Below are 20,365 nucleotides of genomic sequence, written 5' to 3'. Positions count from 1 at the left end.
TATTTAGGTATTATATATGAAAGCAATCAAGATAATTTTAGGAATCATAACCGTTTTAATTCTTGCGTTTTTTTTAACAGGATTAGTGGTGCAAGAAGTGGTATATACCACAGAGGTAGAAGTTAATAAACCAATAGACAAAGTTTTTGCTGATTTTCAAAACGTTGAATTGATGCAACAATGGATGCCGGAAGTAAAATCGATAGAAACTATAGAAGAAAAACCTAATAAAATAGGAAGCACCTATAAAATAGTAGTTGAAAACCAAGGTAAATTAGTCACCATGACTGAGAAAATATTGGAATATAAAAAAAACGAACAAATTACATTTCATTTTGATGCAGAAAACATGTTAAAAACAGATGATTATGTATTTACTCCACAAGGAGACACAACTAAAATACTACAAACATCTACTTGCACTAGTGAATCGTATGTAATGAGTTGTTTGTTTCCATATTTTAAAGGAGCACTAATAAAAATAAGTCAACAATATTTAGAGAATTTTAAAAAAGCCTCTGAAGCTCACAATTAATACATTTACAATTGATAAAAGCTACCTATCATAAATACTTACTGAACTTTAAACAAGCCAGCGGAACTTCTCGTGGAGTTTTAAGAACCAAAGAAACCTGGTTTTTAATTTTAGAAAAAGAAGGAAAGAAAGGCTTTGGAGAATGTGGTTTATTTCGCGGATTAAGTGCTGATGATAGACCTGATTATGAAGAGAAATTACAGTGGGTGTGTAACAACATTAATTTTGGTTTAGAAAAATTGTTAATTGAACTCATTGAGTTCCCTTCGATACAATTTGGATTAGAACAAGCATTCTTATCCTTAGAAAGTAAAACACCATTTGAATTATTTCCATCAGATTTCACCAAAGGAAAACAGCAAATTTCCATAAACGGATTAATCTGGATGGGAGATAAAGCTTTTATGCAGCAGCAAATAAAAGATAAGTTGCAACAAGGTTTTACTACTATAAAGATGAAAATTGGAGCGATAGATTTTAATACAGAAATTGAATTATTACAATCTATCCGAAAAGAATTTTCAGTAAAAGAAATAGAGTTACGAGTAGATGCCAATGGAGCATTTTTACCTAAAAACGCTTTAGAGAAATTACAAAGGCTATCTGAATTTGAATTACATTCTATTGAACAACCTATAAAGCAAGGACAATGGCAGGAAATGGCAAGTTTATGTGAAAAAACTCCATTACCAATAGCCTTAGATGAAGAGTTGATAGGAGTATTTTCTTTCGAAGAAAAAGAAAAATGTATTGCTACAATTCAACCAGAATACATTATTTTAAAACCTAGTTTGGTAGGAGGATTTAAAGGAAGTAGCGAATGGATTCAAATAGCATCTAACCATAACGCAGGTAATTGGATAACTAGTGCTTTAGAAAGTAATATAGGGTTAAATGCAATCGCACAATGGACGTACACGTTAAACAATCCATTACCACAAGGGTTAGGAACAGGAAGTTTGTTTACCAATAATTTTGAAAGTCCGTTAGAAGTTTCAGACGGCAGTTTAGGATATAATGTTGATAGAAATTGGAACTTTAATATTTAACAATGAATTTTATACAACAAGCATATAAAGGGCAAAATCAGTGGTACTTATACCTACTAGTTATTTTTATAGTTTTATTTGGATGGCAATTTATAGGTGTAATTCCTTTAGCTGTTACAGCGGTCTTACATTCTGAAAGTACAAATGAGTTTTTAAGAGCTGCGGATGATAGCTTTATGAGTTTAGGAATAAATAAGAACTTGTTTTTATTTATGATGGTTGCAATGTTTGCTTTTGGATTAGTTTCATTGTTTTTAGGAGTAAAATACATTCATAAAAGGGCAATTAAAACAGTTATAACAAGCAGAGCAAAAATAGACTGGAGTCGTTTTTGGTTTGGTTTTTTTGTATGGGGAATACTATCTATAATAGTAGTGTCTTCTGATATTCTTTTATCTCCAGAAAATTATACTTGGAATTTTAAAGCTCTTCCTTTTTTCACTTTAGTAACAGTATCATTTTTGTTTTTACCGATTCAAACAAGTTTTGAAGAATTACTTTTCAGAGGATATTTTATGCAAGGATTAGGAACTTGGTTTAAAAACAAATGGGTTCCATTAATAGTAACCTCAGTAGCTTTTGGATTACTACATGGAGCAAATCCAGAAGTAGAGAAGCTAGGATATATTTCAATGGTATTTTATATAGGAACAGGTTTCTTCTTTGGAATTACAACCTTAATGGATGAAGGAACAGAGTTAGCATTAGGTTTGCATGCTATTAACAATATTGTAGCAGCATTCTTAGTAACAACCGATTGGACTGTTTTTCAAACAGATGCTTTATTCGTAGACACTTCAGACCCTTCGGTAGGTATAGAAATGTTTTTGCCTGTATTTGTTTTGTATCCTTTAATGTTGCTACTGTTTTCAAAAAAATATGGCTGGAGAAACTGGAAAGAAAAACTATTTGGTAACATAGAAAAACCAGTAATAACAACAAAATAGCACTCCAAACAAAGTGGACAATCTAAACTTTCATAATAGTTTTCAGTTAAACGGAAAGTCTTTTTCTAATGAAGATGAATTATTGACTTTTTCGAAGACTATAAACGATTCTGTATATCAATTTTTATCAGATTGGTTTAATACGGAAGATTTTGTAGTAGTGCAAACATCAGGTTCTACGGGAAAACCTAAACCAATTTCGTTAAAAAAAGAGTTTATGATAAACTCAGCAAAAGCTACAGGAGTTTTTTTTGACTTAGAAGAAAATACTACAGCTTTATTGTGTTTATCAACTGATTATATTGCAGGAAAGATGATGCTAGTGCGTGCACTGACTTTAGGGTGGAGTATTGATGTGGTCGCCCTAACTTCTAAAGTTGAAATTATAAAAGAGTATGATTTTTCCGCGATGGTACCTTTACAGTTAAGAAGCTCTTTGGCTAGTATACATAAAATAAAGAAGCTTATTGTAGGTGGAGGAGTTGTAGCAAATGATTTAATTGAAGCCATTCAAGATAAATCAACCGAAATTTTTGCTACTTACGGAATGACAGAAACAATTACGCATATTGCCGTTAAAAAGTTAAACAATGTCATTTCGAATGATAGTGAGAAATCTCATTATAAAACATTACCAAACGTACAATTATCTCAAGACAATCGAAATTGTTTAATTATTGACGCGTCTAAAGTTTCTGAAGAAAAAGTTGTAACAAATGACGTAGTTCACTTGATTTCAAAAACAGAATTTGAATGGTTAGGGCGTTATGACAACGTGATTAATTCTGGAGGAGTTAAACTACATCCAGAGAAAATAGAAGAGAAGCTATCGAAAGTTATTCCGAATCGTTTTTTTGTTATTGGTATTCCTGATCAAAAACTAGGAGAGAAGTTAGTTTTGATAGTAGAAGGAGAGAAAAATGACCTCATTTCGGACGAAGTTAGAAATCTATTGGGGCTTACCAAGTATGAAATCCCGAAAGCAATTTATTTTGTAGAAAAATTTGTTGAGACAGAAACAAAAAAAATCCAACGTAAAAAAACACTCGCTAAAATTTTACCTCACTAAAAAGTATCGTTCACTTTTCTAATAAGCTTGTTTACTCATTTAAGGTTTTATAAAAAAATAGCGTTAGCTAGTTTTATGTAAACTTTAAAACGAAAAGCTATGTTTAAAAAACTATTTTATGCAATGATATTGTTGAGTTCAATAGCACTTGCAGCGCAACAAAGAACAATTACAGGTGTAGTTTCAGATGAATCAGGTCCGTTACCAGGGGTTACTATTGTGGTAAAAGGAACAACCAATGGAACTGAAACTGATTTTGATGGTAAATACTCTATATCAGCTACACAAGGTGATGTTTTGGTATTTTCTTTTGTAGGGATGAAAACTGTAGAAGAAAAGATAAAAGAAAGTTCTGTAATTAATATAATAATGAAGAGTGATAATCTTTTAGAAGAAGTTGTAGTAGCAGCCTACGGTATTTCAAAAAGGAGAAAATCATCGGTCTCAAAAGCTATTAGAATTAGAGGGTATAATCAAGTTGAAAATAAAGACTCTTATGCAGCAAGAAATGAAAATATTTTTAAAAGTCCTGTAAACTTTCCCTTGTCTACATTTTCTATTGATGTTGATAAAGCTTCTTACAGTAATATAAGAAGAATGATTAATAGCGGTCAAAAAATACCAAAGGAAGCAGTTAAGGTAGAAGAAATGATTAATTACTTTGATTATAACTACCCGCAACCTAAAGGAAAACATCCTTTTTCAATTAATACAGAGGTTGTTACGACTCCATGGAATAAAGATACTCAGCTGGTAAGAATTGGGTTAAAAGGAAAAGAGTATAAACAAGAAAATTTACCAGCATCAAACTTAACTTTTTTAATAGATGTTTCAGGATCTATGTCAGGTCAAAATAAGTTGCCATTGCTAAAATCAGCTTTTAAGTTATTGGTAAATCAGTTGAGAGAAAAAGATAAAGTAGGAATTGTTGTATATGCAGGAGCAGCAGGGGTAGTTTTAAAACCTACCTCAGGAAATGAAAAAGAAACAATATTAGAGGCTTTGAATCAACTAGAAGCAGGAGGTTCAACAGCAGGAGGCGAAGGAATTGAGTTAGCTTACAAACTAGCAAAGGAAAATTATATAAAAGATGGAAATAACCGAGTTATTTTAGCTACAGACGGTGATTTTAATGTAGGAGCTTCAAGTAATACTGAAATGGAAGAGTTAATAGAAGAAAAAAGAAAATCAGGAGTTTTTCTATCAGTGTTAGGTTTTGGTTATGGAAACTATCAAGATGATAAATTAGAAATTTTAGCAGACAAAGGAAATGGAAACCATGCATATATTGACACGATGCAAGAAGCACAAAAAGTATTTGGTAAAGAATTTGGAGGAACTTTATATACAATTGCAAAGGATGTGAAAATTCAAGTAGAATTCAATCCAAAGAAAGTACAAGCGTACCGTTTAATAGGGTATGAAAATAGATTATTAAATGATGAAGACTTTGTAGACGATACAAAAGATGCAGGAGAGTTAGGTAGTGGTCATACAGTAACAGCATTGTATGAGGTAATTCCTGTAGGAGTAAAAAGTAAATTTCTGAAAAAACTACCTAAATTAAAGTATACTCAAAATAAACAATTAGATAGTTTTAACGATGAATTATTAACCGTGAAGTTTAGGTATAAATTACCAAAAGGGACTAAGAGCATAGAGTTAGTGAAAATTGTAAAAAATGAAGTATTGGCACCAACGAATGATATGAATTTTATTTCAGCGGTAGCTTTATTTGGAATGCAATTAAGTAAATCAAAATTTAAAAATAATTCAAAAATTGAAGATGTACTTAGTTTGATAGAAGGAGAAATAGGAGAGGATAAGGGGGGGTATAAAGCAGAGTTCTTTAGATTAGTGAAAACGTATAATTAAGAATAAAAAAACAGGGCTAAATGCCCTGTTTTTTACCTGTCAACATCTAAAAACTTTTTGTCATCAAAAGCTTTTTTATAATCAGTTAAACTCATTCCGAATCGTTCGGCGTTATAATTTTTCTCTTTGTCTATTTTATAAAGTTTACTTCTTCTGCTTATTTCCATAGAGTTGGCTACAAAGAAAATAGAATCGGAGGTAACGTTTGTTACTTTCACGGTAGAGTAGGCTTTGTCGGATGATTTGTATTCAACAATATCGTTAACTTGAGGAGTATTAATGTAGGTAACAATATTTTTGTCATGCTGTTGTGCTGAGTAAATTCCAAAGAGAATTATGGCTCCCATTAATAAAGAACCTATCCAATGAGTAAAAGGTGTTATGGCATTTCGTTTTACGTTGTCGTGAGCTAGTTTTAACTGTTCGCTCATGTTTTTGCGTTCGTAAGTAGCTTTACAATGATTACATTCAGATACTCCTTTTTTACCTATAGGAAAAATAGGTATCCAATAAATGTAAAAATATTTGCCAAAAATACTAATGGTGTGAGCGTTTTGCTGTTCGCAGTGATTACATTTTACACCGCTAACTTTTTCGCTGTGTAAATGCGCTCCTTTTGTTCCGTAGAAAATCATAATAGTGAGAAGTTTGGTTGAGATAAATATATAAAAAAAATCCAACGATCTTTATCGTTGGATTTATATGTTTTGAATAAGAAGATGTTTGTTATTCTTCCATCGAATGGTAAACATTGTTTACATCATCATCTTCTTCCAATCTTTCTAAAAGTTTGTTTACTTCTTCCTTTTGCTCATCAGAAATAGCTGTAGTAGTGGTTGGAATGCGTTCAAATTCAGAAGAAAGAATTTCAATATTATTTTCTTCTAAATATTTTTGAATAGCACCAAATTGTTCAAAAGGAGCGTACAACATAACCGAACTATCTTCTTCGTCGGCAAAAACCTCTTCAACTTCAAAGTCAATCATTTCCATTTCAAACTCTTCTAAATCCATACCTAATGAATCTTCTTTTACTTTAAAGTTTACCACGTGGTCAAACATAAAAGCAACTGAACCAGAAGTTCCTAAATTTCCATTACACTTATTAAAAGAAGCACGCACATTAGCTACCGTACGATTATTATTGTCAGTAGCAGTTTCTACTAAAACAGCAATTCCGTGAGGTGCATATCCTTCAAACAATACTTCTTTATAGTTTTCAGTACTTTTATCAGATGCTTTTTTAATGGCACGTTCAACATTGTCTTTCGGCATGTTGGCAGCTTTCGCATTTTGAATTACTACACGCAAACGAGAGTTGGTTTCAGGGTTTGGCCCACCTTCTTTAACTGCCATAACGATATCTTTACCAATACGAGTAAAGGTTTTAGCCATGGCTGACCAACGTTTCATTTTTCTTGCTTTCCTAAATTCGAATGCTCTTCCCATGTGTATGCTTTTTTAATTTTGCTTGGCAAATGTAACTAATGCTATAAAATATTGCAATTAAAAATGTTTTTTGAAAATTACATCACCTTTTTGTTCATCGTATGCTTTCCAAGTTCCACTTTGCTTATCTTTTTTATAATGTCCTTTAACTTTTACATTTCCGTTTTCATAATAAGACTTATAAGAGCCATCTTTTAAACCATCTTCTAAATCAACTTCAAATTTTAGTTTTCCGTTTTTATAAAACTCCTTGTATGATTTAGCGCTTAAATCAGAAGGGTGTATTGGCGGAATCTTAAAAAATGTTGTTGAATTTTGAGTGCTTGTAGAATCTTTGTAGGGAGCTAACTCTAATAATAGTTTCTCTCTTAACTCTTTATCTTTTTTAGTGTTTATATCAATGTTTTTAGGGTCTTCAAAAACAAGAGAAATATTACTTTCAAACAACTCATCAGAAGCAATTAGTTGCATGCCAATTTGAGAAAAACAAGTGATATATGGTTTGTTTTTTTGGAGTTCATGTCGAGTTTTGTTATCAACCAAACTTAAAAGGTCTTTATAGGAATTTGGAGTGTTTACATAAGCAAAGACACTAGATTTCTTTTCAAAATGATAATTAAAATCGTCAAATTTTTCAGAACTTTCAAGTGTGTATCCTATTAAGTGATTATTAATGATTTCTTTAATTGTATTTGGGCTAGTACTAAAAACAACATAATCATCAATAATGGTAAAGTAAGGCTTTTCCATTTTAGAAAACATGTTTCCTGCTAACATTTTAAAGAATCCTTTTAAATCAAAAAAGTTAATAGGATAGCCTCTGTAATCGATTTGCTTGTATTTTAAAGGAGTATTTTCTTTAATTTTTGAAAGGACAAGCTGAAGATTTTCTTTAGCGTCATCAATATCGTCAGCTTTAATAATAGCAGCGATATCTTTTTTGTTTTTTGAAAGTTCAGTGTTAAAATGAATTAAAGCTATTTCACTACCAATCCAACTATAAATGTTTTCAGAAACATTAATGTCTAATTTATCCTCAATCATCGAAAGTTGATCAGAATACATCTTAAAATCAGTAGGATTTTCTTGTTGGAGTTTTTCTAGATTACTATTAAATGTTTTAAAATCATCAAAAGCAAAACTAAGATATAAAGAGGTGTTCTTTGGGGCTATTTTAGCAACACTACGTTTACCAACTCCAGACTTTTGTAATACCTTTAAATATGTTTGTGAATTAGTGTCAACGTTTGTGTAACCAGTAGCTTGAACGATAACTCCTTCCACAATGGATATATCTAAACCAGAGTAGAAGAATGCTTCTTTATTTAAGAAATCTAAATTGCTAGAACTGGTAAAACAATTTAAATAGTTTTTTAGATATTTATGTTGTAAATAAACATTGAAAAAACCATCAGTATCTGTTTTCTTTTTTATTTCTAAAAAGTTAAGATCACGTCCAATAACAGGATTTAAGTATTGGTCTATTGATTGTTCAACCAAAAGGTGAGTATAAGAAGCTATAACCTGATTTTTAATAAAGGAAAGATGTAAGGTTTCTCTTGTCTTCTTATTATAGAGTTCTATAATTTCATGCTTTTTGTATACGCGTTTGGTTACTTTATAATCTTCACCAGCTAAATTGCTAATAGCTCTTTTTAAAAAGATGAGTTTAGAGAACTTTTGTAAATCAGCAACGTATAGTAACCCATATTTTCTGGGACTAAATACATGTACTGAAATAACCAGATTACGTTCCCCTATAAAGTCAAAAATTTCCTTTTTTGCTTTAAAGGTTTCATCTAAACTATTGAGCCCTTCAGATAGTTTATTGATTTGTTGATTGGATTGAAGATGCGTCCAAATTTCACTTGAGCTTATTTCATCCCAAGTGTCAATAGGTCTTTCAGTATCAACTATAAAAACAGCATCATCAGGAACTAAGTAAATAGACTTGATATTATCATTTTCAGATAAGGTAAAAATATAAACTTGATAGACAACAAAGCCAATAACAAGGGCAATAATGCCCCAAAACACTCTTTTTTTCATGCTACTTCCTGTGCTTTTAAACCTGTAAAACTCCCAAATTGAATTTCTTTTCAATAGGTGCGTGGTCAGCAGCTTCAATTCCCATAGAAATCCAAGTTCTAGTATCTAGTGGGTTGATAACTGCATCTGTCCAGATTCTTGCCGCAGCATAATATGGAGATATTTGATTATCGTATCTCGATTTTATTTTATCGAATAATTCCGCTTCTTTTTCAGGAGTAATTTTTTCGCCTTTTTTCTTTAAGGCAGCTGTTTCAATTTGTAACAATACTTTTGCAGCAGAAGCTCCACTCATTACTGCTAACTCAGCACTTGGCCACGCAAAAATAAGACGCGGATCATACGCTTTACCACACATAGCATAGTTTCCTGCTCCATAAGAGTTACCTATAACTACCGTAAACTTAGGAACTACAGAGTTGCTTACTGCATTCACCATTTTAGCTCCGTCTTTAATAATACCGCTGTGTTCAGATTTACTTCCTACCATAAATCCAGTAACATCTTGTAAGAAAACTAACGGAATTTTCTTTTGGTTACAGTTGGCAATAAATCGTGTAGATTTATCGGCTGAATCGTTATAAATTACCCCACCAAATTGCATTTCGCTAGGTTTAGTTTTTACTCCTTTCGATTTTACAATTTTACGTTGGTTAGCAACGATACCTACTGCCCATCCATCAATACGAGCATATCCTGTAATAATGGTTTGACCATAGCCTGCTTTGTATTCTTCAAATTCAGAATTATCTACCAAACGCTTGATGATTTCCATCATATCGTATTGCTCATTACGAGCTTTTGGTAAAATCCCGAAAATATCATCTTCATTTTCTTTTGGAGGAAACGCTTCTTTACGATTAAATCCAGCTTTGTCATAATCTCCAATTTTATCCATTAGGTTTTTAATGGTGTCTAAAGCATCTTTATCATCTTTTGCTTTATAATCGGTAACCCCAGATACTTCACAATGTGTAGTTGCTCCACCCAATGTTTCATTATCAATAGTTTCACCAATAGCAGCCTTAACTAAATAACTACCAGCTAAGAAAATACTTCCTGTTTTATCTACGATAAGCGCTTCATCACTCATAATAGGTAAGTAAGCACCACCAGCAACACAACTTCCCATAACGGCAGCAATTTGGGTAATTCCCATGCTACTCATTACAGCATTGTTTCTAAAAATTCTTCCGAAGTGTTCTTTATCAGGAAAAATCTCATCCTGCATTGGTAAATAAACTCCAGCAGAATCTACCAAATAAATAATAGGCAATTTATTTTCAATAGCTATTTCTTGAGCTCTTAAGTTTTTCTTTCCTGTAATAGGGAACCAAGCACCCGCTTTTACCGTAGCGTCATTAGCAACAACAATACATTGCTTACCACTAACATATCCCATTTTTACAACCACACCACCAGAAGGACATCCACCGTGTTCTTGATACATGTCTTCACCAGCAAAAGCAGCGATTTCAATAGAGTTAGATTTGTTGTCTAATAAATAATCAATACGTTCACGAGCGGTTAATTTTCCTTTCTCATGATGTTTGTCAATACGTTTTTGTCCGCCACCTAATTTAACTTTGGCAAAGCGTCTACGTAAATCTGATACTAAAAGTTTATTGTGGTCTTCGTTTTTGTTGAAGTTAAGATCCATGGTAAGTTATTTGTTTGCGTGTGCTAAAATAAGAAAAAGGACGTATAAAACAAGGTGTTTACCTATACGATTGAATGATGTTTTCAACAGTTTTTTCTATTTCTTTGTTTCTAGATTGTTTTAGTAAAATATACGGTTCAGCTACACGTTCATTACAGTTTTGTACAGCACAAGTTTCACAGGTAATACCAACTGTTTTTTTAGTGAAAGTATCTTCATTAAAAAAATGAAGCTTGCGTTTTAAATGTGGAGAAAGTAACATGCCTATACTCACACTGCGATTAATCTTATTCTTAAAAGGATCAGCAGTAGCTGCAGATAGTACTAAATATTCCTTTTGAGAGTTTTCGTATGATGATATTTGAATTCCATAAGCCGAATTTTTTTCTTCTGAAACTTCTAAATCTTGTATCGTTTTAATGGCAATCCACCTTCTACAATAATGTTCGTTATTACGATTGGCGTGGGGTGACTGTTGTTGTGTAATATGTAGTTCTTTTGAAAGTCTATGTGCTGGAGAACCTTCTTTATGTGTAAAACGTAAAAAGAATAGGTTTTTAATGTTAAAATATTTTGGTAAAATGTTAGTTAAACGTTGATAAAACGTTTCGTCAGAACAATTATAACTTCTAATAATTTTATGCAACTGTAAAGGTTGCCAGGTTTCTAAAGAAAAAAGTTGTGTTAGTTTTTGAATTAAATCATCTTTCGGAATAATTAAAGCACCCGCAAAATAAGAAGCAATAAAATTATTTAATACTTCATCAAAGCTGTCAAATTTAATCCATGGAAATGTATATAACCTGTTTTCTATCTGCAAATAATTATAAGCTATTTCTTTAGCGAAAATGAATGTTTTTTGTGCTTCGTTTATATCGTTGTATATAAGAAGTGTTTTGTTTTTTGGAATATAGATGTTTCTGAGTTCAGATAACTTTTGATGTTTAGATAGTTCTTTACTATCAATAGTGTAACTATATTCCTCAATTAAAATCTCTTTTAAATCTTTTGAAGTAATAGGAGCATTTGGATTAATTTGATATGCTTTGATAAAGTTGGTAACCTTCGTTTCAATATCCTCAAAATAGTTGTTATGTGCTTCTTGGTACGAACGCAATGCAGCAAGAAAAAAGCTCTCTCTTGTTAAATTATAGTTTTGAGAAATCTTAATAATAGTACTAATAAACGCATTAACCTTTGCAGGAGCGTTGGCAATGATGTCAATTAGATTATTTTCTTTAATACCAAATAGGTCAAGAGGAATCTCTTTTAAAATTTTAGATTGTAAAATTTCACCAATTGGTGCTAAGTTTTTATCTAACTTTAAGGAAACTAAATGGTCATAAGGTACTTCTAGTTTCTCGGAAAGAATAACAATTTTATCAGTTTTTGGGTACTTTTTTCCCTTTTCAATTTCGTTTAAATACGATTTTGATAAACCTGTTAGTTTGGATAATCCAAAGAGTGATAGGTTTTTATCTGTGCGTATTTGTTTCAGTTTTAATCCAAAAACTAATCTGATATATTCTTCTTCCAAGGTGTTTTTATTAAAAGATTCGTAATTCAAAGGTATAAAAATTAGCGAATTAATAAAAATTAGTGTTTTTAATATTTTTAGCGAACGTTCGCTTTTTTATTTAAGTTCTTTTTTTTAATATTGAACTGTAAATCAATAAAAAAAAAATAAATAGATATGAATCAAGATGTTTTAGCAAAAGAAATTCAATGTGTAGGTTTTGATCAAACCGAGTATAAAAGTGTTTTGACCAATGAAGCCAAAGCATTTTTAATTCAACTTCAAGAAAAATTTAATACTCAAAGACTTCAATTATTAGCTGAAAGAGAAATTGAACAAGCTTATTTTGATGCAGGAAACTATCCTTCTTTTCCTTTGGAAACGAAAGAGATTAGAGAAAGAGATTGGGTGTGTGCTCCGTTACCTGAAGACTTGTTAGATAGGAGAGTAGAAATTACAGGGCCAGTAGAACGTAAAATGATTATCAATGCTTTAAATTCTGGAGCAAAAACATTTATGGCAGATTTTGAAGATAGTAATTCACCAACTATTCAAAATATTTTAAATGGTCAGGTGAACTTACGAGACGCAGTAAATAAAACAATTTCATTTTATAATGCAGCAAAAGATAAAAGCTACGAGTTAAATGAGAAAGTAGCTACCTTGTTAGTAAGACCAAGAGGGTTACATTTAAATGAAAAACATTTGTTGATTGATGGCGTAGAAATGTCAGGTTCTTTGGTTGATTTTGGGTTGTATTTCTTCCATAATATCAAAACGTTACAAGAGCAGGGAAGTGCAACCTATTTTTATTTACCTAAACTAGAACACTATAAAGAAGCACGTTGGTGGAATGATGTTTTTATATTTGCACAAGAGTATTTGGGCGTACCACAAAAAACAATTAAAGCAACAGTATTAATCGAAACAATCACTGCAAGTTTTCAGTTAGATGAAATTATTCATGAGTTAAAAAATCACATGGCGGGCTTAAACTGTGGACGTTGGGATTATATTTTCTCATACATTAAAAAGTTTAGAAACCATACCAATTTTATAGTACCAAATCGCTCACAAGTAACGATGAGTAGTCCGTTTATGAAAGCGTATTCGTTACGAGTTATTCAGTCGTGTCATAAACGAGGTGTACATGCTATGGGAGGAATGGCAGCACAAATTCCAGTAAAGAACAACGATGAGCTAAATAAAGAAGCCTTTGTAAAAGTGAAGAACGATAAAGAGCAAGAAGTAAAAAATGGACATGACGGAACTTGGGTTGCACACCCAGGATTAGTAGAGGTTACGATGGATGTTTTTGATAAAGTAATGCCAAATGCTAACCAGATAGATAAAAAGTTAGAAGACTTATTTATTTCTGAAGAAAATTTAGTTGAATTACCGGAAGGTACTATAACTGAAAAAGGAATAAGAGAAAATATTAATGTTGGAATTTTATATATAGAATCTTGGTTAATGGGACAAGGAGCTGCTGCTTTGTATAATTTGATGGAAGATGCAGCAACTGCTGAAATCTCTAGAACGCAAGTATGGCAATGGTTACATAAAAGCGTGATGTTAGAAGATGGTAGAACATTTACTGAAGGAATGTACAAGCAATTTAAAAAAGAAGAATTAAAAAAAATAAAAAGTTATGTAGGTGAAGACAGGTATAACAACGGAAAGTTTGAATTAGCTATTCAATTGTTTGATAAGTTGATTTTAAACAAAGAATTTGTTGAATTCTTAACCTTACCAGCGTATAAATATTTATAGAGTAAGCCGTTTAGGTGTATGCTTAAAAGATATTTGTAGAGAAAAGCAATTTAAATTAAAGACTAAACTTAAAATATTTAAATCTCGATTATCGAGAAAAAGCCCTCAAAAATGCGGCAACATTTAAGAGGGCAAGCTATCAATAAAATTAATAACCTTATCAATTACAAAATTATGAAAAATTTAGCACACGCTAATTATAGTTCTGCTTTACAAACTGTGAAAGAGTTAAAAGAAAAGTACGGAACGACATGGAACTCAGTTTCTCCTGAAAACGCCGCTAGAATGGTAGCGCAAAACCGTTTTAAAACAGGTTTAGATATTGCTAGGTATACCGCTGCTATCATGAGAGAAGATATGGCAGCTTATGATGCAGACTCATCTAATTATACGCAATCATTGGGGTGCTGGCACGGATTCGTAGCACAACAAAAAATGATTGCAGTAAAAAAACATCACAAAACAACAAGTAAACGTTATTTATATCTTTCAGGATGGATGGTAGCAGCTTTGCGTTCAGAGTTTGGACCATTACCAGATCAATCAATGCATGAAAAAACAGCAGTACCATCATTGATTGAAGAAATTTATGACTTTCTACGTCAGGCAGACGCTATTGAATTAAACGATTTATTCCGAAGGTTAGAAAACGGAGAAGATGTACAGAGTGAAATTGATAATTTCGAAACACATATAGTTCCAATTATTGCTGATATCGATGCAGGTTTTGGAAATGAAGAAGCTACATACTTATTAGCGAAAAAGATGATTCAAGCTGGTGCTTGTGCTATTCAAATAGAAAACCAAGTTTCAGATGCCAAACAATGCGGACATCAAGATGGAAAAGTAACCGTGCCACATGAAGATTTTATAGCAAAACTAAATGCAATTCGATATGCCTTTTTAGAGTTAGGTGTTGAAGACGGAGTTATTGTTGCAAGAACCGATTCGGAAGGAGCAGGATTAACTCAAAAACTACCAGTAAGTCAAGAACCAGGAGATTTAGCCTCTCAGTATTTAGCGTTTGTAGAAGCAGAAGAAATTACGATTGATGAAGCAAGAGAAGATGATGTGTTATTAAAACGTGATGGAAAGCTAGTACGTCCTGTGCGTTTAGCAAACGGGTTGTATAAGTTTAGAGAAGGAACGAATATAGACAGGGTTGTGTTAGATTGCATAACAAGCTTACAAAACGGAGCAGATTTATTATGGATTGAAACACCTACACCTCATGTGGGACAAATAGCAAACATGGTAAATAAAGTGAGAGCAGTAGTACCAAATGCAAAATTAGTATACAACAACTCACCATCATTTAATTGGACGTTAAACTTCCGTAATCAAGTGTATGATGAAATGGTTGCTGAAGGTGAAAACATGACAGGGTACGACAGAAATAATTTAATGAATGCGGCTTATGATGGTACAGAATTGTGTCACAGAGCAGATGATAAAATCCGTACTTTCCAAATAGATGGAGCAAGAGAAGCAGGAATTTTCCATCATTTAATAACCTTACCAACATACCATACGACAGCACTACATATGAACGATTTAACCGAGGGTTATTTTGGAGAAGATGGTATGTTAGCATATGTTAGAGGGGTGCAACGACAAGAAATTAGAAAAGGTGTATCGTGTGTAAAACATCAGCGAATGGCTGGTTCTGATTTAGGTGATGATCACAAAACATTTTTTGCAGGAGAGATGGCATTAAAAGCGGGAGGAGGAAAAAATACATCTAATCAGTTTGAAGTTAAAAATGAAAATAAAGTAGAATTACAAAAAGCATCAGTTATTGCTTAATTTTATGTAATGCAGCTGTTTTTTAACTGTATAAAAATTTTAATTTTTCTTCTTTTTTAGTTACATAGTTTTATGCTGTTTTGAAGTAGAACTCCACTTGTACAAGTGGAGTTTTTATAGAGATAACTACTTCAAATACCATTTATATTGTTGTAAAACATAATTAACCTGTTTTTTTATTACTTGAATTACTGCTTTTGTGTTTGAAAATCATCGGCTTATGGGCTTTTCTCTAAGATTAATGGATAAAATCTTCAAATTTGAATAATCTGATAGTATGATTAATGATGGTTACTATATCATAATTTTTAGGGGGATTAAATATTTGTAGTGTAACGATATGATATTTAATGAGCTATTATCAATTTTTATTTGGACAGGTGGTATCCGAAAAACCTCTAATAAAAGAGTAGGAGTTATGTAATAATTTAACTAATTATGGAAACAGGTACAACTATTAAAACTCATAAAGCAGTTGTTGAACAACTGAAAAGTATTTTAGATGGTAACCCAGCAATGGCAAAAAGTCTTGGAGATTCATTAAAAAAAGCGGTAGAATTATCAAAAAATGGAAGCCCAGATAAAACGATACCACCTTTAAATAAAGACCTTTACAAAGCAATTGATAAAGAATTTAAAGGAAAAGGATGGCCAGAAACCGTCGCTGCATATTATGATTACTTAGATATTTATGTACAGATGATTCCCAATGAAAGTAGGGATCCAGAATACCCTAATGCTTGGACGAGTGATGGAACTAAAAACGGATACAATCAAAAAGTATACGATTTACTTTGTCAATCCTATTGGTTGATTGATCAAACAGATTCAGAAGGAAAAACGATGCAAAGTTATCCTGAGTTTGCTAATTGGTTAGTGAGTTTTGCAAATGCTTGGGGAACTTTCTTAGATACGGAAGCTTCTTTAACAGACGAAACGTTACAATCATTTAAAGATGATAAAAATGTTCAAGGTGAAAGTGTTTATAATTTTCCTTTGTATTCTGATAATGAAAGTAGTTGGAAAACGTTTAATCAATTTTTTTATAGAGAATTTAATCATGCGGATCCTAAAACGGGAATTTCTCCTTTACGTCCTATAGCGGATCCAAATGACAATACGACTATTGTTTCTCCTGCAGATTGTACTTTTAAAGCATATTATCCAATTGATAAAAAAGGGAATGTAGATAAAATTACGTTGAAAGGAACGCATACTATTGGTAGCGTAGATGAGTTGTTGGAGTATAGTAAGTATGGAGAAAGTTTTTATGGAGGTACATTTATTCATTATTTCTTAAGTCCTTTTGATTATCATCGCTTTCATACACCAGTTAGTGGAAAAATTTTAGAGATTCTACCAGTAGAAGGAAAAGTGTATTTGAATGTTGAAACAGCATCTGATGGGCAGTTTGATGCTCCTGATGGTGGAGAAAACGGATATGAGTTTTCACAAGCTAGAGGATTAGTAATTATGGATGCGGGTACTGAAGTAGGAAAGGTTTCTATTTTACCAATAGGAATGTGTCAGGTTTCTGGTGTAGATATGTATACTGAACTACAAGGACAAACAGTAGTGAAAGGTCAAGAGTTTGGTAAATTTAGATTTGGAGGTTCAGATATTATTATGTTATTTGAAAAACCACCTCATGAGCTGTATATGTTCCAAAGAGATCCTTCGCTAGTGCCTATTCATTTTCAATACGGACAAACTTCAGTTTATTGGAATAAGTAGTATATTTTAAAGGAAAGGTAGTAGTTTTTGACTAACTACCTTTTTTTATTGTAATAGTTTTTTAATAAAGATGAATGTATGTAGTATTTATGGTGATACATTAATGTCTTTGATTCTCAATAGATTTAGTAATAGGAGTTATTACCTTTCCAGTATGTTTGGTAGATTTTGTTTCAATAAGCATAATTAAACAGTCTATAGAAGAACTAACTCTATGATTAATGCCCTTAGGAACTACAAACAAATCCCCTTTTTTCATTGTAAAACTAGGTTGATCTTCTAGCTCCATTAAAAGGTTTCCGTCAATAATATAAAAAAGCTCATCCTCATTTTCGTGATTATGCCACGGAATATCCTGTCCGTTAATTTTAGCGAGTTTAACATATTCATTGTTAACTTCAGAAACTATTTTAGGAGAAAAGTAATCTTTTAGCTTTTCAGCTTCTTTTTGAATATTAATTGTTTGAGTTGTATCCATATCACACATTATTAAAACTTTGTTTTTAGTTCCATTTTAATATTACAGCGCTCATAAGGACAACCTTCTTCCACAGGAATTTCTAAAAAGCCAAATTTTCTATAAATATAAATAGCGTTTTCAAGTTTCGTGTTTGAGTATAAAACTAATTTATCAAACTGTTTATCTTTTGCAAAATCAATACAATGTTGCATGAGTTGTTGTCCTATTTTGTAATCCCTGTGTTTTGGTGAAACAGCCATTTTTGTTAATTCATAAACATTAGGTTCATTCATAGGCATCAAAGCAACAGTGCCTACAATTTCATCATTCAATTTTGCAAAGAAAATATGTCCGCCTTTGTTAATAATATATGTATGAGGGTTACTCAAAACTTCCTTATCATAAGGTTCTACGTAGAAAAATGTTTGTAACCATTCAATATTTAAATCATAAAAAGAAGTGCTATACTCTTCTTTAAATGTGGTAATTGCTACTGTGTTTTTTGTTGTATTCATTTTTATGTGTTCTATAATAGCTTCGCTGAAAGATTTTTTATTAAACTTAGTATCTAATTCATTTATAAGTTCGGTTAATGATTCAGACTTAATGTTCGTGTACTTTTTAATAATGTGTTCAATACTGTTCCAAATAGGAGTTACATTCTCTATAAGTTGCTTTCCTTTGTTAGAAACGAAAATAACTTTTTTTCGCTTATCCAATTTGTCTTCTTTAAGGGTGATAAGTCCTTTTTTATAAAGCTTATTAATAGCTTGTGTTGTAGCAGGTTGTGATGTTTTTAAGCTATTGGTAATCTCAGTATTAGTAACACCATCTTTATTTTTAATAATTTTAAAAGTAGGAAATAGGTAAGGGTCAAAATCAATATTAAACTCATCGTACACCAATTGTGTTTCACGCATCATGTAATCACTAGTTCTTTTTAACCTAGAACCTAAACCAATTTCTCCTAATCCTTTTAAAGCATCCATAATAAAAACATAAGTACTTATATAAACACAAATATATATATGTTTTCTTGATTTAAAACAAACCTTCTGTAATCAAATAAATACCTAGATAATATATACCATGGAAAATAATTAAATATTTTTTATATATTTGTACAGAAATTTAACAACAAGTAAAATGAAAAAAGACAAAATTATTTTTTATGTAGCTACAGGGTTATTAACATTATTAATGTTTTTTTCAGCAGGAATGTATTTTTTTAACCATGCAGAAGTAGCTAAAATGTTTACAGCTTTTGGGTATCCAACATATATTATTTATCCGTATGCAATAGCTAAATTATTAGGGGTAATAGCCTTGTGGTTTTTAAGAGGGAAGTTTTTAAATGAATGGGCGTATGCAGGTTTTTTCTTTGCATTTACCTTAGCTTTTTTTGCTCATCTTATGATTGGAGATGGAGAACAAATAGGAGCTGTAATAGCACTAGTACTATTAATAGTTTCGTATATTTATAGTAAAAAAATATAATGAGCAATAATCCAACAGCAACAGTTACTTTAACTGAACGAAATTACTTAGCAGAAGGTAAAATGAGAAATCATTTTGCCGTTATTGATGAACCTTTGGATAAAGGAGGAGACGATAACGGACCAACCCCAGTAGAATATTTATTAACTGCAATTGGCGGTTGTGTATCAATAACACTACGAATGTACGCAGAAAGAAAAGGGTGGGACTTAGGAAGAGTTACAGTAAATGTCAGTCAAAAAGAACAATTAACTCCAGAAGGAATAAAAAAATCATTAGTAGAAGAAATTTCTTTTGAAAAAGAAGTTACTGATGAGCAACGCACTAAACTATTAGAAATTGCAGGCAAATGTCCTGTAGCTAAAATGGTGAAAGGAGCAACAGAAATTGATACAAAAATAACAACATAAATGAAGAAAATAATCGCTTTTGCAGGAAGTAATAGTAAAAAATCAATTAATAAACAATTAGTAATATACGCATCAGTTTTACAACAAAAGGCTGAGGCTTCTGTATTAGATTTAAATGATTATCCATTACCTATATATGGAATTGATGAAGAAATGGAGAATGGTATACCAGAAAATGCAGTAAAATTTCTAGAAAAAATTAAAGAAGCAGACGGTATAATTGTATCGTTAGCAGAACATAATGGGAATTTTACTGTAGCATTGAAAAATATAATAGATTGGATGTCGCGTATAGAGCAAAAAGTATGGCACAACAAACCTATGTTGTTGTTATCAACCTCTCCAGGAGCTAGAGGAGGGGCATCTTCTATGGAAATTGCAAAAAATGGATTTCCACATATGGGTGCAAATGTTATAGCCGATTTTTCTTTACCAAAATTTTATGATAACTTTAAAAGTGGAAAGATTGTAAATGAAGAGTTTGATATAAAAATAAAAGAAGCAGTTGCAACTTTCCAAAAGGCAGTATAAACATA

The 20,365-nt window shown here is 31.6% G+C and carries 18 protein-coding genes; 11 read left to right on the top strand and 7 right to left on the bottom strand.

The window, feature by feature from the left end; translation table 11 throughout:
* The first annotated feature begins 16 nt into the window (after positions 1–16).
* The 5 genes from MK851_RS03855 (at position 17) to MK851_RS03835 (ending at position 5,475) form a co-directional block, all read left to right on the top strand.
* Complete coding sequence (locus MK851_RS03855) at positions 17–535, top strand: SRPBCC family protein (RefSeq protein WP_320241599.1); 519 nt, start codon at positions 17–19, stop codon at positions 533–535.
* An 11-nt stretch (positions 536–546) separates the two neighbouring features.
* Entirely contained in the window at positions 547–1,584 is a 1,038-nt protein-coding gene (locus tag MK851_RS03850; RefSeq protein WP_320241597.1) for an o-succinylbenzoate synthase, read from the top strand.
* 2 nt (positions 1,585–1,586) lie between these two features.
* On the top strand, positions 1,587–2,531 hold the full coding sequence (locus MK851_RS03845; protein WP_320241595.1) for a CPBP family intramembrane glutamic endopeptidase: 945 nt from the start codon (positions 1,587–1,589) through the stop codon (positions 2,529–2,531).
* A gap of 13 nt (positions 2,532–2,544) precedes the next feature.
* Entirely contained in the window at positions 2,545–3,600 is a 1,056-nt protein-coding gene (locus tag MK851_RS03840) for an AMP-binding protein (RefSeq protein WP_320241593.1), read from the top strand.
* A gap of 99 nt (positions 3,601–3,699) precedes the next feature.
* A complete protein-coding gene (locus MK851_RS03835) occupies positions 3,700–5,475 on the top strand; it encodes a vWA domain-containing protein (protein ID WP_320241591.1) in 1,776 nt (591 codons plus the stop codon).
* Between the two features lie 32 nt (positions 5,476–5,507).
* Here the strand turns inward: MK851_RS03835 and MK851_RS03830 are convergent, their stop codons facing one another.
* The 5 genes from MK851_RS03830 to MK851_RS03810 form a co-directional block, all read right to left on the bottom strand.
* Complete coding sequence (locus MK851_RS03830; protein WP_320241589.1) at positions 5,508–6,110, bottom strand: zinc-ribbon domain-containing protein; 603 nt, start codon at positions 6,108–6,110, stop codon at positions 5,508–5,510.
* Positions 6,111–6,201: 91 nt separating this feature from the next.
* On the bottom strand, positions 6,202–6,924 hold the full coding sequence (locus MK851_RS03825) for a YebC/PmpR family DNA-binding transcriptional regulator (protein WP_320241587.1): 723 nt from the start codon (positions 6,922–6,924) through the stop codon (positions 6,202–6,204).
* A gap of 57 nt (positions 6,925–6,981) precedes the next feature.
* The gene (locus MK851_RS03820) at positions 6,982–8,973 is read right to left on the bottom strand and encodes a DUF3352 domain-containing protein (protein WP_320241585.1); all 1,992 of its coding nucleotides are present in this window, start codon (positions 8,971–8,973) and stop codon (positions 6,982–6,984) included.
* Positions 8,974–8,989: 16 nt separating this feature from the next.
* Positions 8,990–10,633, bottom strand: coding sequence for an acyl-CoA carboxylase subunit beta (locus tag MK851_RS03815; protein WP_115900681.1), 1,644 nt, complete (start codon positions 10,631–10,633; stop codon positions 8,990–8,992).
* Positions 10,634–10,691: 58 nt separating this feature from the next.
* Positions 10,692–12,170 carry a helix-turn-helix domain-containing protein gene (locus MK851_RS03810; RefSeq protein ID WP_320241690.1) on the bottom strand — a complete coding sequence of 493 codons (1,479 nt, stop codon included), beginning with the start codon at positions 12,168–12,170 and terminating at the stop codon, positions 10,692–10,694.
* A 156-nt stretch (positions 12,171–12,326) separates the two neighbouring features.
* Between MK851_RS03810 and aceB the strand changes: the two genes are divergently transcribed.
* The 3 genes from aceB to MK851_RS03795 all read left to right on the top strand — a co-directional run bounded on the left by aceB (position 12,327) and on the right by MK851_RS03795 (position 17,462).
* The gene (aceB, locus tag MK851_RS03805) at positions 12,327–13,922 is read left to right on the top strand and encodes a malate synthase A (RefSeq protein WP_320241582.1); all 1,596 of its coding nucleotides are present in this window, start codon (positions 12,327–12,329) and stop codon (positions 13,920–13,922) included.
* A gap of 174 nt (positions 13,923–14,096) precedes the next feature.
* Positions 14,097–15,728: an isocitrate lyase gene (locus MK851_RS03800; protein ID WP_320241581.1), complete on the top strand. Its 1,632-nt coding sequence runs from the start codon at positions 14,097–14,099 to the stop codon at positions 15,726–15,728.
* A 438-nt stretch (positions 15,729–16,166) separates the two neighbouring features.
* Complete coding sequence (locus tag MK851_RS03795; protein WP_320241580.1) at positions 16,167–17,462, top strand: phosphatidylserine decarboxylase; 1,296 nt, start codon at positions 16,167–16,169, stop codon at positions 17,460–17,462.
* Between the two features lie 100 nt (positions 17,463–17,562).
* Here the strand turns inward: MK851_RS03795 and MK851_RS03790 are convergent, their stop codons facing one another.
* Positions 17,563–17,940, bottom strand: a complete 378-nt coding sequence (locus MK851_RS03790; RefSeq protein ID WP_320241579.1) for a cupin domain-containing protein — start codon at positions 17,938–17,940, stop codon at positions 17,563–17,565.
* A gap of 11 nt (positions 17,941–17,951) precedes the next feature.
* A complete protein-coding gene (locus tag MK851_RS03785) occupies positions 17,952–18,911 on the bottom strand; it encodes a helix-turn-helix domain-containing GNAT family N-acetyltransferase (RefSeq protein ID WP_320241578.1) in 960 nt (319 codons plus the stop codon).
* Between the two features lie 157 nt (positions 18,912–19,068).
* Between MK851_RS03785 and MK851_RS03780 the strand changes: the two genes are divergently transcribed.
* The 3 genes from MK851_RS03780 to MK851_RS03770 are packed head-to-tail and all read left to right on the top strand — an operon-like array spanning position 19,069 to position 20,360.
* The gene (locus tag MK851_RS03780) at positions 19,069–19,419 is read left to right on the top strand and encodes a DoxX family protein (protein ID WP_320241576.1); all 351 of its coding nucleotides are present in this window, start codon (positions 19,069–19,071) and stop codon (positions 19,417–19,419) included.
* On the top strand, positions 19,419–19,829 hold the full coding sequence (locus tag MK851_RS03775) for an OsmC family protein (RefSeq protein ID WP_320241574.1): 411 nt from the start codon (positions 19,419–19,421) through the stop codon (positions 19,827–19,829). The genes MK851_RS03780 and MK851_RS03775 overlap by 1 nt, the downstream gene beginning before the upstream one ends.
* The gene (locus MK851_RS03770; RefSeq protein WP_320241572.1) at positions 19,830–20,360 is read left to right on the top strand and encodes an NAD(P)H-dependent oxidoreductase; all 531 of its coding nucleotides are present in this window, start codon (positions 19,830–19,832) and stop codon (positions 20,358–20,360) included. It begins immediately after the preceding gene.
* Positions 20,361–20,365 lie beyond the last annotated feature (5 nt).

It is taken from the genome of Tenacibaculum sp. 1B UA (genome assembly GCF_033978845.1).
In the GTDB taxonomy this organism is placed as follows: domain Bacteria; phylum Bacteroidota; class Bacteroidia; order Flavobacteriales; family Flavobacteriaceae; genus Polaribacter.
This window is presented reverse-complemented; position numbering and strand designations above follow the sequence as displayed.